Annotated in this window: 12 protein-coding genes; 3 read left to right on the top strand and 9 right to left on the bottom strand. The window is 71.4% G+C overall.

Annotation, left to right across the window (positions count from 1 at the left end; genetic code table 11):
• Nucleotides 1–21: 21 nt before the first annotated feature.
• The 7 genes from hcaB to ACIA77_RS07620 all read right to left on the bottom strand — a co-directional run bounded on the left by hcaB (nucleotide 22) and on the right by ACIA77_RS07620 (nucleotide 6,936).
• The gene (gene hcaB, locus ACIA77_RS07590; RefSeq protein WP_395884968.1) at nucleotides 22–825 is read right to left on the bottom strand and encodes a 3-(cis-5,6-dihydroxycyclohexa-1,3-dien-1-yl)propanoate dehydrogenase; all 804 of its coding nucleotides are present in this window, start codon (nucleotides 823–825) and stop codon (nucleotides 22–24) included.
• The gene (locus ACIA77_RS07595) at nucleotides 822–1,133 is read right to left on the bottom strand and encodes a hypothetical protein (RefSeq protein WP_395884969.1); all 312 of its coding nucleotides are present in this window, start codon (nucleotides 1,131–1,133) and stop codon (nucleotides 822–824) included. The genes hcaB and ACIA77_RS07595 overlap by 4 nt, the downstream gene beginning before the upstream one ends.
• Entirely contained in the window at nucleotides 1,130–1,726 is a 597-nt protein-coding gene (locus tag ACIA77_RS07600) for a 3-phenylpropionate/cinnamic acid dioxygenase subunit beta (protein WP_395884970.1), read from the bottom strand. Before ACIA77_RS07600 ends, ACIA77_RS07595 begins: the two co-directional genes overlap by 4 nt.
• Nucleotides 1,723–3,117 (bottom strand): Rieske 2Fe-2S domain-containing protein, encoded by a 1,395-nt coding sequence (locus ACIA77_RS07605; protein WP_395884971.1) that lies wholly within the window; start codon nucleotides 3,115–3,117, stop codon nucleotides 1,723–1,725. Before ACIA77_RS07605 ends, ACIA77_RS07600 begins: the two co-directional genes overlap by 4 nt.
• A 159-nt stretch (nucleotides 3,118–3,276) precedes the next feature.
• Nucleotides 3,277–4,680, bottom strand: a complete 1,404-nt coding sequence (locus ACIA77_RS07610) for an MFS transporter (protein ID WP_395884972.1) — start codon at nucleotides 4,678–4,680, stop codon at nucleotides 3,277–3,279.
• Nucleotides 4,681–4,709: 29 nt separating this feature from the next.
• Nucleotides 4,710–5,723, bottom strand: a complete 1,014-nt coding sequence (locus tag ACIA77_RS07615) for a dihydrodipicolinate synthase family protein (RefSeq protein ID WP_395884973.1) — start codon at nucleotides 5,721–5,723, stop codon at nucleotides 4,710–4,712.
• Nucleotides 5,724–5,760: 37 nt separating this feature from the next.
• The gene (locus ACIA77_RS07620; RefSeq protein ID WP_395884974.1) at nucleotides 5,761–6,936 is read right to left on the bottom strand and encodes an FAD-dependent monooxygenase; all 1,176 of its coding nucleotides are present in this window, start codon (nucleotides 6,934–6,936) and stop codon (nucleotides 5,761–5,763) included.
• 110 nt (nucleotides 6,937–7,046) lie between these two features.
• Here ACIA77_RS07620 and ACIA77_RS07625 point away from each other — a divergent pair, with 110 nt between their 5' ends.
• A complete protein-coding gene (locus ACIA77_RS07625) occupies nucleotides 7,047–7,859 on the top strand; it encodes an IclR family transcriptional regulator (protein WP_395884975.1) in 813 nt (270 codons plus the stop codon).
• Here ACIA77_RS07625 and ACIA77_RS07630 read toward each other — a convergent pair.
• Nucleotides 7,846–8,601 carry a GntR family transcriptional regulator gene (locus ACIA77_RS07630; RefSeq protein ID WP_395884976.1) on the bottom strand — a complete coding sequence of 252 codons (756 nt, stop codon included), beginning with the start codon at nucleotides 8,599–8,601 and terminating at the stop codon, nucleotides 7,846–7,848. The two genes, ACIA77_RS07625 and ACIA77_RS07630, sit on opposite strands and share 14 nt — an antisense overlap.
• 130 nt (nucleotides 8,602–8,731) lie before the next feature.
• Here ACIA77_RS07630 and ACIA77_RS07635 point away from each other — a divergent pair, with 130 nt between their 5' ends.
• Entirely contained in the window at nucleotides 8,732–9,796 is a 1,065-nt protein-coding gene (locus tag ACIA77_RS07635; RefSeq protein WP_395884977.1) for a YeiH family protein, read from the top strand.
• 182 nt (nucleotides 9,797–9,978) lie between these two features.
• Nucleotides 9,979–11,553 (top strand): tannase/feruloyl esterase family alpha/beta hydrolase, encoded by a 1,575-nt coding sequence (locus ACIA77_RS07640; RefSeq protein ID WP_395884978.1) that lies wholly within the window; start codon nucleotides 9,979–9,981, stop codon nucleotides 11,551–11,553.
• A gap of 6 nt (nucleotides 11,554–11,559) precedes the next feature.
• Here the strand turns inward: ACIA77_RS07640 and ACIA77_RS07645 are convergent.
• Nucleotides 11,560–12,387, bottom strand: an 828-nt coding sequence (locus ACIA77_RS07645) for an IclR family transcriptional regulator (protein WP_395884979.1), incomplete at its 5' end; no start/stop codon positions are given.

Here is a 12,387-nt window from a genome sequence, read left to right on the forward strand (position 1 = left end):
AGGATCATTCGACGCAGTCGTTCAGGATCGTTTGCGCGGCGCGGACACCCCGATGCCGCCGTCGGGGTGGACGGCGTGCCCGGTGATGCCGCGGGCGCGGTCGGACGCGAGGAACACGTAGCTCCACGCGTGGTCTTCGCCGCTGAGCGCCACGTGCAGCGGGACGCGCGCGGCGAGTTCTTCGGCGCGGCGCGGGGTGTCGCCGAGACTGCGCCCGGCCGTGCCGAGGCTCGGCAGGCCGCGCAGGTCGGTGCCGAGGGTGCCGCCGGGCGCGACGCCGTTCACGCGGACCTCGGGCGCGAGGTCGTGCGCGAGCGCGGTGACGAGCCCGCGCACGGCGAACTTCGAGGACAGGTAGAGCACGCCGCCGCGGCCCGGGTAGTACGACGACGTCGACTCGGTCAGCAGCACCACCCCGTGGCCCGAGCGCTTCAGCTCCGGCAGCGCGGCCTTCACCGAGTGCAGGTGGCTCTTGACGTTGGTGCGGAACATCTCGTCGAACGCGTCGTCGAGCACGTCGGGGTCGAGGTCCTCGATGCTGCGGTAGAAGTCGAACACGCCCACGCAGCTGACCAGCACGTCCAGCCCGCCGAACGCCGTGACCGCGGCCGCGACCGCCGCGTCGTTGGCCGCGCGCGTGGTGGCGTCCCCGACGGTGACCGGCACGTCCGGCGCCCCGGCCGCGAGCGCCTTCGCCTTGGCCGCGTCGCGTTCGAGCACGGCCACGCGCGCGCCTTCCTCGCGGAACGCGTCGACCACCGCACGCCCGATCCCGGAGCCGGCGCCGACGACGAGCGCGCGGCGACCGTCCAGCCAGCCCGTCACGATTCCTCCTCCGCCGGCACGAGCGGGCCGAAGGGGTGCCCGATCATGGCGGAGAACGTCTCGGTGTTCTGCCAGGTCAGCGCTTCCAGCTCCAGCGGGCACAGTGCCACCCACTGGCCCGATTTGGGTGACTCGACCAGCAGCCGGGCGCCGTTGCGGGTTTCGACGCGCCGCACCACGATCTCCGCGAACTCGTTGCCGAGCCGGATGACCTCGCCGGTGGTGTGCGCGACCAGTTCGTCGTGGTCCGCGGCAGCCGCGGCCGCCGCGCGGGCGTCCTCGGCCTCGCCTTCCCAGTGCAGCGTCACAGGAAGATCGCCAGGTTCTGCATGCGGATCACGGAGTCGTCCACGAGGATCGTGCGCCGCGCCAGTTGCCAGCCGCCGGGTCCGCGGCGCAGCAGGTCCTCGCGGCCGGCCGAGACGATCGAGCCGGGCAGCACGTCGCCGCGGCTGCGGAACAGGAGTGTCGCCGATTCCACGACGAGGTGGTCCGGGTCGTCGGCGGCGAACGTGCGCACGTTCGACAGGTGGTGGCGCAGCCGCGACGGCGGGTCCTCGGTCCAGGCGTGCTCGGTGAGGAACCGCGCGACGCGGCGGGAGAGCGAGTACTTGTCTTCGTCGAAGTGGGCCATGCCGGGTGCGGTGTCGAAGCCGGCGCCGAGCGCGGTGGTGACGCGCACCGGCATCAGGTAGTGGATGTCGTCGGTGAGCAGGGTGAGCCACTGCTCGTAGTCCTGGGTGTCGAGCAGCCAGGCCTCGTCCACGAGCCACTGGTGCGCCTGCAGGTGGCGGGCGTCGTCGAACCGCAGGGGCCGTCCGGTGCGCTGCACGCGCGACGCGTGGGCACCGAGCGCCGAGCGGCTGGAGTGGGTTCCGGGGTTCGTCGTGCCGGTCGTCATGCCTGCACCTCCGCCGCGTTCCGGGCGTTCTCGGAGCCGACTTCCAGCGCTGTGGGCGCCTTGACCGGCCGGTCGAGGTGGTCGGCCCAGCGGGTGAGCAGTTCGCGCTGGTTGTACTCGCCGTAGCCGGTGTGGGCGGTGCCCGGGCCGTGGAACTGCTCGGGGGTGAGGGCGGGGACGACTTCCGTGTCGTCCTCGAGGATGCCCATGCGGCTGTTGAGCTTGAGCCGCCGCGCCATCGAGCCGGCGGCGGTGTTGGTGAGCGAGACCCAGTTCTCGACGTCGTCCTGCTCGAACATGCCGGTGGAACCGAAGCACATCAAGTAGGCCTTGTAGGACAGCGCCTTGTACTCCTCGGGCGCCTCGGCGTCGACGGCGAACCAGGACAGGACCTCGGTCTCGTTCTCGCTGATGGGCTGCCACTGGCGGATCGAGATGAAGGGCAGCACGTCGTCGGAGTCGGCGACCCGCGGCCAGTTGTGCACGAACGAGAGGTTCGGGAACACCGACGCGGCGGAGATCATGAAGCCGTCCTCGCCGATCACGCGTTGCTGCTGCTCGGTGAACGTGGTCTTCATGCGGTCGACCATCTCCTGCGGGTAGCCGACGTAGCGCGTGCGCTCGTCGAACCCGCCCGGTGGCAGCTTGTAGGTGGTGCCGCCGCCGTTGCCGGCCCAGTAGGTGGCGCCGTCCTTGCGCTTCTCCGCCTTGGGTTCGCGGAACAGCCCGATCTCGACGACGGACGTGTGGGTCTGCGGCGTGTGGTACATGTCGCCGGCGAAGTTCTCCGCGCCGATCTTCCAGTTCGCCTTCACGCGCCACCGCTGCGGGCCGCGCAGTTCGATGCCGCTGGCGCTCTGCTTGGTGTAGAAGTCCAGGTAGAACCGGAAGTCGCCGAGGAAGTCCGCCAGGGGTTCGGCGTCCGGGTCGAGGCTCACGAAGATCAGGCCGTTGTAGGTGTCCAGGTTCGGCGCGGGCAGCAGCCGCTGGCCCTTGCGCTTGAACCCGGCCTCACCGCCGTAGGCCTCCTGGTGGAACGGCAGGCCCACGATGCGCCCGTCGTTGCGGTAGGACCAGCCGTGGTAGGGGCAGCGGAAGTGCGACGCGTTCCCCATCTCCGCACGACAGACCTGCATCCCGCGATGCAGACACATGTTGAAGTGGGCGCGGATCTCGCCCTTCTCGTCGCGGGTGACGATGAACGAGTCGTCCAGCACGCGCCGCACCACGTAGTCGCCCGGCTTCGCGATCTCCGATTCGTGGGCCACGAAGAGCCACGCCCGGCCGAACACGCGCTCCCGTTCGAGCTCGAAGATCTCCCGGTCGTTGTAGATGTGGGCCGGGATCATGCCCCGCCGCACGTCGGACAGGGTGCCGGACTGGTCCGTCATCGTCGACTCTCCTCAGGCCATCGCTGGCCGGTCTCTGTCTAGCAGAACTACGCTCTACTCAGTAGAGCAGGAGAAGAGACGACACGTCAACCGGCAAGACGGCGGGGAGTCGTCTTGCCGGTCGACGCGAGGAGGGCAGTGCCGGCTACGGCGGACAAGTCAGGCCGAGAGTTCCTCGAGGCTCTTCGCGCGGGTCTCGATGCCCGCGAACGCCGTGGTGAGCGTGCCGATCAGCGCGGCCCCGCCGAGGACGGCGAACACCAGGCCGGCGCCGCCGGGCGCGCCGAGGAGAAAACCGAAGACCAGGGGCGACACGATGCTGGCCAGCCGGGCGAAGCTGCTCGTCAGGGAGGTCGCGAAGCCGCGCATCCGGGTCGGGTAGAGCTCGCCGGTGTACACGTACAGCGAGGTTGCCGGGAAGATGATCCCGACGCCGATGACGATGCCGGTGGCGAAGAGGTAGGGCCAGGTCGTGTTGTCCAGCACGACGATGTTCAAGAAGCCGAACAACCCGCCGGCCACCGCCAGCCCGAACCCGTAGGCGAGGGACCGCTTGCGGCCCAGGTGCTCGACGCACCAGGCGACGACGTAACACATCAGCACCTGGATCGCGCCGAGGACCACGGTCAGCGTCAGCGAGTACGTGGCGCTCAGCTTCCCCACCGACACGTAGATCGTGGGGAGCCACGACGAGTAGCCGTAGGTCACGAAAAAAGCCAGGAACCACAGGACGATCAGCAGGAGCGTGCGGCGCCCGTACCGGCCGCGCAGGACTTCACCGGGGCTGAAGGCCCGGTCTTCGGCGACCGGGGCGGCAGCGGGCGCGGGCAGGTCCTTCCCGGCCTCCATCCGCGCCACCACGGCGTCCGCTTCGGCGAGCCGGCCCTGCTGCGCCAGCCAGCGCGGCGATTCCGGCAGCGCGAAGAACCCGATGACGACGACGATCAGCGGCAGCGCACCGAGGCCGAGCAGCACCCGCCACCCGGTGCCGGGCCCGAGCGACGACGTGAGCAGCAGCGCGATCAGCGGCGCGAAGAACAGTCCCCAGCTGAACAGCGACTGGTAGACGACGCCGATCCGGCCGCGGTTCGCGCGGCCGAGGAACTCGTTGATGATCGTGCCGGCGATCGGGACCTCGGCGCCGAGCCCGATCCCCTGCAGCAGCCGGAACACCAGCAGGCTCTGCGCACTCCACGCGAACGCGCAGAACACCGCGAGCACGCTGATGATCGAGAGCGACAGCAGGAACGCGCGCCGGCGCCCGATGCGGTCGCTGAGCAGGCCGACGGCGATCGCGCCGGCGAACTGCCCGAGGTAACCGGCGCTGATGATCAGGCCGGCCTGGGCCAGGCTGATGCCGAACCCCTTGACCACCACCGGCAGGAGCACGGCGAGGGAGATGGCGTCGAACCCGTCGAAGAAGGTCCCGACGCCGACGAGCGAGGCGAGCCGGGCGTGGAACCGGCCGGCGGGGATGCGGTCGACGCGCGCGGCGATCCCGGCCGCCGCGCGCGCCCGGTCCGGGCCGGGCAGCACGCCGGCCGGGAGCTGGGATCTCGTCATGACTGTTCTCCGTTGCACGAAGCCGAGGGCTACTTGAGGCCGAATTCCACCGCCAGCCGCGAGATCTCGTCGTCCGGGCGGGTCGTGAGGTCGGCACCGCGCAGCAGCCGGGTGAGGTCCGCGATCTCCTGCCGGCGCGGGGCCGGCACCGGCGGGCGCATCAGCGGGTTGCCGATGAACCCGCGCAGCCACGTGGCCGCCTTGTACCGGATGTGGAGGCGCCCGAAGTCGGAGAAGATGTAGTCCTGCAACGCCGCGAGGCCGCCGCGCCAGATCTCGGTGGCCCGGGCGACGTCTCCCTTGCGCCACGCCGAGATGTGCTCGACCATCCGCTCCAGCGCGAAGTTGAACGACCCGGCGCTGGTGCCGTCGAGCGTGTCGTTGGCGAGGTTCTCGTGGAAGTACTTCCCGACCGCGCCGTAGATCCCGACCGGCCGACCGGCCGCGCGCAGCACGCCGGCGATCTCGCGGAACCCGTCGTAGTTGTAGGTCATCTTCCAGCCGACGACCTGCGGCACCGCGGCGATGATCTGCCGCGTGACGTCCGCCGACAGGCCCGGGCCGTAGCGGGCCGAGAACTGGCCGACCGGGTGGATCACCTGCGGCAGGTCGACCGCGTCCGCGATCGCCGTGAGGACGTCGAGGAACACTTCCGGGTAGGCGTCGGCGTTCCACGACAGCGTGATGTCGGCCGACCCGATCGGCGGGAGGATGAACAGGCCGTCGACACCCGCGGCCTGGACGTCCTTCGCGCATTCGACCATGCCGGCGGTCGTCACGTGCGCGACCCCGCCCAGCACCGGCGTCCGGCCAGCCACTTCTTCGAGGGTGAGCTCGACGACGCGGTTGCGCTCGGCGCGGTCGAGTGTGTAGATCTCGCCCGCTTCGGGGTTCGCGACGATCGCGACGCCCGCGTCGAGGTTCTCCGGCGTCAGGAACCGGCGCAACAGCGCGCGGTAGCCGGCTTCGTCGATCGAGCCGTCGCGCAGGAACGGCAGCACCGGCGTGATGAACAGCTGCCGGAACGGGGTGTACTCGGTCATGCGGTTTTCCGATCTTTCCGGGGTCCACAAAGGACTGTCAGGGGACGAGTTCGGCATCGTGGCCGTAGATCCAGGCGTTGGCGGCCAGCGGGTCCTGCCCCGACAACGCCTCGTCGCGGGCTTGTTGCTCGGGGCCGTCGGGGAGGTGGTTGAGGTGCTCGCGCTCGTGGGACACCGTCTGGAGGCGCGCGGTGCGGTCGCGGCGGGCGTCCTGGTAACGCCCCAGCGCGCGGACCGGATCGGTGCGGTCGGACGCGAGGCACACCGCGAGGGCAGCGGCGTCTTCGATCGCCTGCGCGGCGCCCTGGGCGAAGAACGGGAACATGGGGTGGGCGGCGTCGCCCAGCAACGTCACGGGACCGTGGCTCCAGCGCGCCAGCGGCGCGCGATCCAGCAGCGCCCAGCGGCCCGGGGTGCCGGCCGCGGCGATGAGCTCGCGCAGGCGCGGGTCCCAGCCCTCGAACTCGGCCGCGAACTCCGGGTGGGTCGCGGTGGCGCTCCAGGATTCGACGACGTCCTCGCCGGCCGGGGCGAAGGCGACGATGTTGATGAGCTTGCCCGCCGAGATCGGGTAGTGGACGAGGTGGTGGCCGGGCCCGAGCCACAGGGTGTGGGCCGTGCGGAGGGCGAACGCGGGCGCGTCGGCGGCCGGGACGAGGGCCCGGAACGCGCACAGGCCCGAGAACGCCGCGGGTGACGGGCCGAGCAGGGCGTTGCGGATCGTCGAGTGCACGCCGTCGGCGCCGATCACGACGTCGGCGGTCGTGGTGGTGCCGTCGGCGAACGACAGGACCGCGCCGTCGTCCGAGACCTCGAGGCCCACGCACTTCGCGCCGAGCCGGATCGTGTCCGGCGGCACCGCGCTGTGGACGACTCCGAGCAGATCCGCGCGGTGCACGGTGTACGTGCGCTCTCCGTAGCGCCGTTCGCAGGCCTCGGCGAGGTTTTCCGCGGACAGGACGCGCCCGTCGGCCCAGCGGCGGAACTCCCACCCGACGTCGATCGCCACGGCCCGCGCGAGCAGTTCGTCCACGACCCCGAGCCGGCGCAGGAGGCGCACGAGGTTGGGGCTCGCGACGAGCCCCGCACCGACCTCGCCGAGCTCGGCTGCCTGCTCGTAGACCGTGCACCCCAGCCCGGCCCGGGTGAGGAACGCGGCGGCCGCCAGCCCCCCGATACCCCCTCCGACGATGGCGATCCGCAGCTCAGACACCGGCGTTTCCCTCCAGTCGTGTTCAGGTGCCGGTGAGTGTGACCGCACCGGCGCCCACCCAGGAACGTCGATGTTCATCCAATGGACAATCCGCGTAAGCTGCGAGCACCATGCCCCGCACGACCGAACCCGGCCGCAGTGTCAGCTCCCGGCTGCTGCAAGTGCTGTTCACCTTCACGCCCGAGGACAGCGCCCTGACCCTCGCGGACCTGACCCGCCGCACCGGGCTCCCCCACGCGACGGTCCGGCGGCTCGTGCACGAGCTCCGCACCGCCGGCGCGCTGGACCGCACGCCGGACGGCCGCTTCACCGTCGGCCTGCGCCTGTGGGAGCTGGGCACGCTCGCGCCGCTGTCGGTGCCGCTGCGCACCGTCGCGCTGCCGTTCCTCGAGGACCTGCACGCCGCGCTCCACCAGCACGTGCAGCTCGCCGTCCTCGAAGGCCACGAAGCCGTGGTGGTCGAACGCTTCTCCGCGCGCGACGCCGTCGACCTGGCCTCCCACGTCGGCGGGCGGCTGCCGCTGCACAGCTCGGCCGTCGGGAAGGTGCTGCTCGCGCACGCCGGGCGCACGCTGATCGAGGCCTACCTCGCCGCGGGGCCGGCGCGGTTCACGGCGCGGACCGTCACCGATCCCGCGGACCTGCGGGCCGAGCTGACGGCCTGCCGGCGTTCCGGCACCGCCGCGGTGCGCGGCGAGATGACCGAGGGCGCGGACTCCGTGGGCGCCCGCATCACCGACGGCCACGGCCGCGTCGTCGCGGCGCTCTCGGTGGTCGTGCGCACGGGCTCACTCGACCTGTCCACGGCCGTGGCGCCCGTGCTGGCCAGCGCGTTCAGCATCTCGCGCCGGCTCGGCTGGCGGCCGGGGATCGGCGTGCGCGACGCCGACCTCCCGGTGCGCGGCGCCGTCAGGTCTGGCTGACCAGCCGGTACCCGGCGGCGGAGAACTCGGCCGTCAGCGCGTAGCGGTCGCCGCGGACGAGGGTGTGGCGCCACTCCACCGGACGGCCCTTCGAGTGGCTCAAGCGGTTGATGGCGAAAGCCGCGACGTCGTGGGCGCAGGCCAGCTGCGTGCGTTCGGCGGCGGTGGGGATGACGGCGTGCACTTCTTCGCGCCCGTGGTCGAGGCGGATCCCGGTGCAGCGGGCGAGCTCGTTGTAGAGGCTGGTGTGCGTGAAATCGGCCTGCAGCAACGGTTTCGCGACCTCGGCCGGGAGCCAGACGCGGTCCAGCGCGAGCGGTTCGTCGCCCGCCAGGCGGAGGCGTTCGAGGTAGACGAGCGGAGTCGAGGCCTCGAGGCTGAGCCGTTCTGCGACGAGCGCGTCGGCTCGCACGTCGAAGGTGCGCACGATGCTGTGCTGCGCGAGGCCGGCCGCCTCGACGGAGGTGAAGAGGCTGTAGAGCGCACCCAGCGGCTGCGCGATCTCAGCCGGCGGAGCGACCCGCGGCTGCCGGCCGCGCTCGGCCACCACCACGCCGTCGGCACGCAGCTGGCGCAGCGCCTGGCGCACGGTGTGCCGGCTGACGCCGTACTCCTCGGCGAGCGCGAGCTCACCGGGGAACTGGTCGGTGAACTCACCGGCGTCGAGCCTGGTCAGCAGCTCGCGCTGGAGCTGGCGCCAGAGCGGCTCGGAGCCGGACCGGCTCAGCGTTCGTGGGGCCATCGGTTCCTCCGGGCTGTCTGGCCCGACACTACCCGTAGCCAAATGTGCGGACATAGTCTACGTTCAATGTACGTACATTTGCCGCCGTGGAGGGAGCGCCGATGGGGCACGCGAACGAACGGGCGAGCCGGTGACCGCCACCCAGGACCGGGCCGTCGACCCGCACCCCGCCCGGACCCGCGTGCGCGAAGTCGCTCCCGGACTGCTGGTGGCGCTGGTCGTCGCCGGCGTCGCCACCGCGCTGGGGCTGCTCGTCCCCATCGTCGGCGGCCCCGTGTTCGGCATCCTGCTCGGCGCGCTGGCCGCGGCCGTCGTACCGGGACTGCGCGCTCAGCGGTGGGCACCGGGCTACGGCGTGGCGTCGAAGCCCGTGCTGCAGCTGTCGATCGTCGTGCTCGGCACCGGCCTTTCCCTGCAGCAGGTGGTCCGCGTCGGCGTGCAATCGCTGCCCGTCATGCTCGGCACCCTCACCGTCGCCCTCGGCGGGGCGTGGCTAATGGGCCGCTGGCTCGGGGTGAAGGGCGACACCCGCACCCTCATCGGCGTGGGCACGGGCATCTGCGGCGCGTCCGCGATCGCCGCCACCACCGCCGTCATCAAGCCGAAGCAAACCGACGTCGCCTACGCCATCGGCACGATCTTCACCTTCAACATCGCCGCCGTGCTGCTGTTCCCGCCGCTGGGCCACCTGCTCGGCATGAGCTCGCACAACTTCGGCCTGTGGGCCGGCACGGCGATCAACGACACCTCCTCGGTCGTCGCCGCCTCCTTCGCCTACGGCGGGGACGCCGGTTCGTACGGCATCGTCGTCAAACTGACCCGCACGCTCACGCTCATCCCGATCGTCATCGTGCTGGCGTTCCTCACCGCCCGCCGCGAAGCGCGGCAGAGCGCGGGTTCCGGGGAGTTCAGCATCCGCACGATGCCGTGGCGCCGCATCGTCCCGCTGTTCCTGCTCGGCTTCATCGCCGCCGCCGCGCTCGACAGCCTCGGTGTCGTGCCCGAATCCTGGCACCCCGCGCTGTCCACGCTGGGCACGTTCCTCATCACGACCGCGCTGGCGGGCATCGGGCTTTCCCTGCGCCTGGCCGACATGCGCCGCGCCGGCCCCCGCCCGCTGCTGCTCGGCGGGCTGCTGTGGATCGCCGTCGCCGCCACGAGCCTCGGCCTGCAGGCCGCCACCGGCTCCCTCTGAGCCGCCGTCGGCCGTTGTAGGCCATCAGGGTCGGATCGGCCCGGTTCGCGTTCCGCACAGAAGAACTTCTCGCCGCTCTCCGTTCGCTCGCACCTCACGCGCTTAACCTCATCGCTCGATGGCTGCGGGCGAGGACGCCGGCGATTACTCCGGCGTCCACTGAGGACTGTCGGAGGTCCGGAGTGGGGAAGATCCAGCGGTGGAGACGCATCGGCGCCGTCGTGCTGGCGGTGGTCTCGGCGACGGCAACGGCGGCGGGCGCACAGGCGTCCGGGCAGGTGGCGCACCCGCCCCAGCGGTCGTGCGAAAGCCTGGTGGCGGCGAAGTTCCCGGACACCACCATCACCAGCGCGACAGTGGTGGCGGCGTCGGGTGCCACGCCGGCGTACTGCGACGTGCAGGCGAGCGTCACGAACCCGCCCGCATACGCCGACAGCGTGAAAGTCGGCGTGTTCCTGCCGGTCAGCGGGTGGAACGGGCGGTTCGAGGGGATCGGCGGGGGCGGGTTCAGCGGGGGCGATCCGGCCAACCCGGACGCGACGGCCCTGGCCGCCGGGTACGTCACCGCGGGTTCGGACACCGGGCACGCCGGGGCGTCGGGCAGTTTCGCGCTTCATCCCGACGGCACGCCGAACTGGCAGGGCATCGACGACTTCGGCTACCTCGGCATCCACGAGATGACGGTGCTGGCCAAGCAGCTGACCGGCGCCTACTACGGACGGCAGCCGCAGTACTCGTACTTCAGCGGGTGCTCCACGGGCGGTCGCCAGGGACTCATCGAGGCGCAGCGCTACCCCCACGACTACAACGGGATTTCCGCGGGCTCGCCTGCCATCAACTCGGCCCAGCTGCGCGCCGCCCAGATGTGGGGTGAGCTGCAGATGCGGCTGGCCGGCGACTTCGTGCCGCAGTGCAAACTGGCCGCGTTCAACGCCGCGGCCACCGCGGCGTGCGACGAGCTCGACGGCGTCGCGGACGGCATCATCAGCGACTGGCAAGGCTGTCACTTCGACGCGCGCCGGGTGATCGGCACGGTCACGCCCTGCGGCACCGTGACCGCGACCGACGCGGACATCGTGACCAAGATCTGGCAGGGACCGGTCGACGCGAAGGGCGCTCCACTGTGGTTCGGTTTGCAGCCGGGCGCTTCGTTCAGCGGGCTGGACAACACGGTGACCTCCCCCGACGGGACGACCGACGGCAGCCCGTTCGGCTCTTCGGACGAGTGGTACCGGTACTTCCTCACGCGCGACCCCGGTTTCGACTGGCACACCATGACCTACGAGCAGTTCCTCGGGTTCTTCCAGCAGTCGTCATCGGAGTTCGCGGACCTGGACGTGACGTCGGCGGCCGCGCCGGACCTGGGGGCGTTCGAGGGCGCGGGCGGGCGGATCGTGATGTGGTCGGGCACCTACGACCAGCTCGTGTACCAGCTGGGCGACCTCGACTACGTGCGGCGCGTGCAGGCGGCGACGGGCGGGCCCCGGCAGACGGACCGGTTCCTGCGGTTCTTCTTCGCACCCGGCGTCGCGCACTGCGGTGGCGGTGCCGGTGCGGCGCCGGTGAACCAGTTCCAGGCGGTCGTCGACTGGGTCGAGCACGGCAAGGCGCCGGCGCAGCTCGACGGCGCGAAGACCGACGCGACGGGCCAGGTCGTCATGACGCGGCCGATCTGCGCGTTCCCGATGGTCGCCCGCTACCGCGGCGGTGATCCCGACCAGGCGCGCAACTTCACCTGCGCGAAGGACTTCCGCTGAGGCAGGTCACGGGTCCGCGGTCGCCGCTTCGGCGGCGGCCCGGACGGCCTTCGCCAGAACCGGCACGTCGGCGCGCGTGCACCGCGCCAAAGGCACGGCCGTCGCCAGACCGGCCACCGCGCGGCCCGCGCTGTCGCGCACGCAGACGCCGACCGCGACGATGCCGCGTTCGCTCTCCTCGAAGTTGGTGGCGTAACCGCGGCGGCGAACCGTCGCCAGCTGGCGTTGCAGAGCTTCGCGGCGCATCGCGGGGCCGGCGGGTGAGTCGAGGAAGTCACGCGGGTACAGCGCACGCAGTTCGTCGCCGGAGAGTTCGGCGAGCAGGGCCTTGCCGCCGGACGTGCAGTGGGCCGGCAGGAGCATGCCGGTGCGGGCGCCGATGCGCAGCACGTGCGTGGCTTCGACGCAGTCGACGAAGCGAACGCCGTTGCCCTCCAGCACCATCAGGTGGCACGTCTCCCCCACCTGCTCGTGCAGCCCCTGGACGTGCTTGTGCAGCACCGCGCGCAAGTCCGGAGTGGACCGTCCCGACAGGGCGATCCGGTCGAAGGCGGGGCCGGGCCGGTAGGCCTTGCGCACGTCCTGCACCGCGAACCCGCGGTAGCTCAGCGCGCCGAGCAAGCGGTGCGCGGTCGAGCGCGCGACGCCGAGGAGCTCGGCCGCGTCGGTCACGCGCACCTGCTGCCGTTCGGCCAGCAGGAGCAGCAGCTGGAGGACGTTGTCGGCGGACTCCACGGGGTAAGTGATGTCTCGTAACCCGGTTTGAGCTCGGTCGCGCTGATCGTTGATCATGTAGTTGTGCAGGTGATCTCGGCATCGCGTTCGGAATGGATC

Source organism: Amycolatopsis sp. NPDC051903 (genome assembly GCF_044452505.1).
GTDB lineage: Bacteria > Actinomycetota > Actinomycetes > Mycobacteriales > Pseudonocardiaceae > Amycolatopsis.

Coding starts and splice junctions, on each gene's coding strand:
- ACIA77_RS07600 (WP_395884970.1), bottom strand. CDS start 1,726: ATGACGACCGGCACGACGAACCCCGGAACCCACTCCAGCCGCTCGGCG.
- ACIA77_RS07605 (WP_395884971.1), bottom strand. CDS start 3,117: ATGACGGACCAGTCCGGCACCCTGTCCGACGTGCGGCGGGGCATGATC.
- ACIA77_RS07610 (WP_395884972.1), bottom strand. CDS start 4,680: ATGACGAGATCCCAGCTCCCGGCCGGCGTGCTGCCCGGCCCGGACCGG.
- ACIA77_RS07615 (WP_395884973.1), bottom strand. CDS start 5,723: ATGACCGAGTACACCCCGTTCCGGCAGCTGTTCATCACGCCGGTGCTG.
- ACIA77_RS07625 (WP_395884975.1), top strand. CDS start 7,047: ATGCCCCGCACGACCGAACCCGGCCGCAGTGTCAGCTCCCGGCTGCTG.
- ACIA77_RS07630 (WP_395884976.1), bottom strand. CDS start 8,601: ATGGCCCCACGAACGCTGAGCCGGTCCGGCTCCGAGCCGCTCTGGCGC.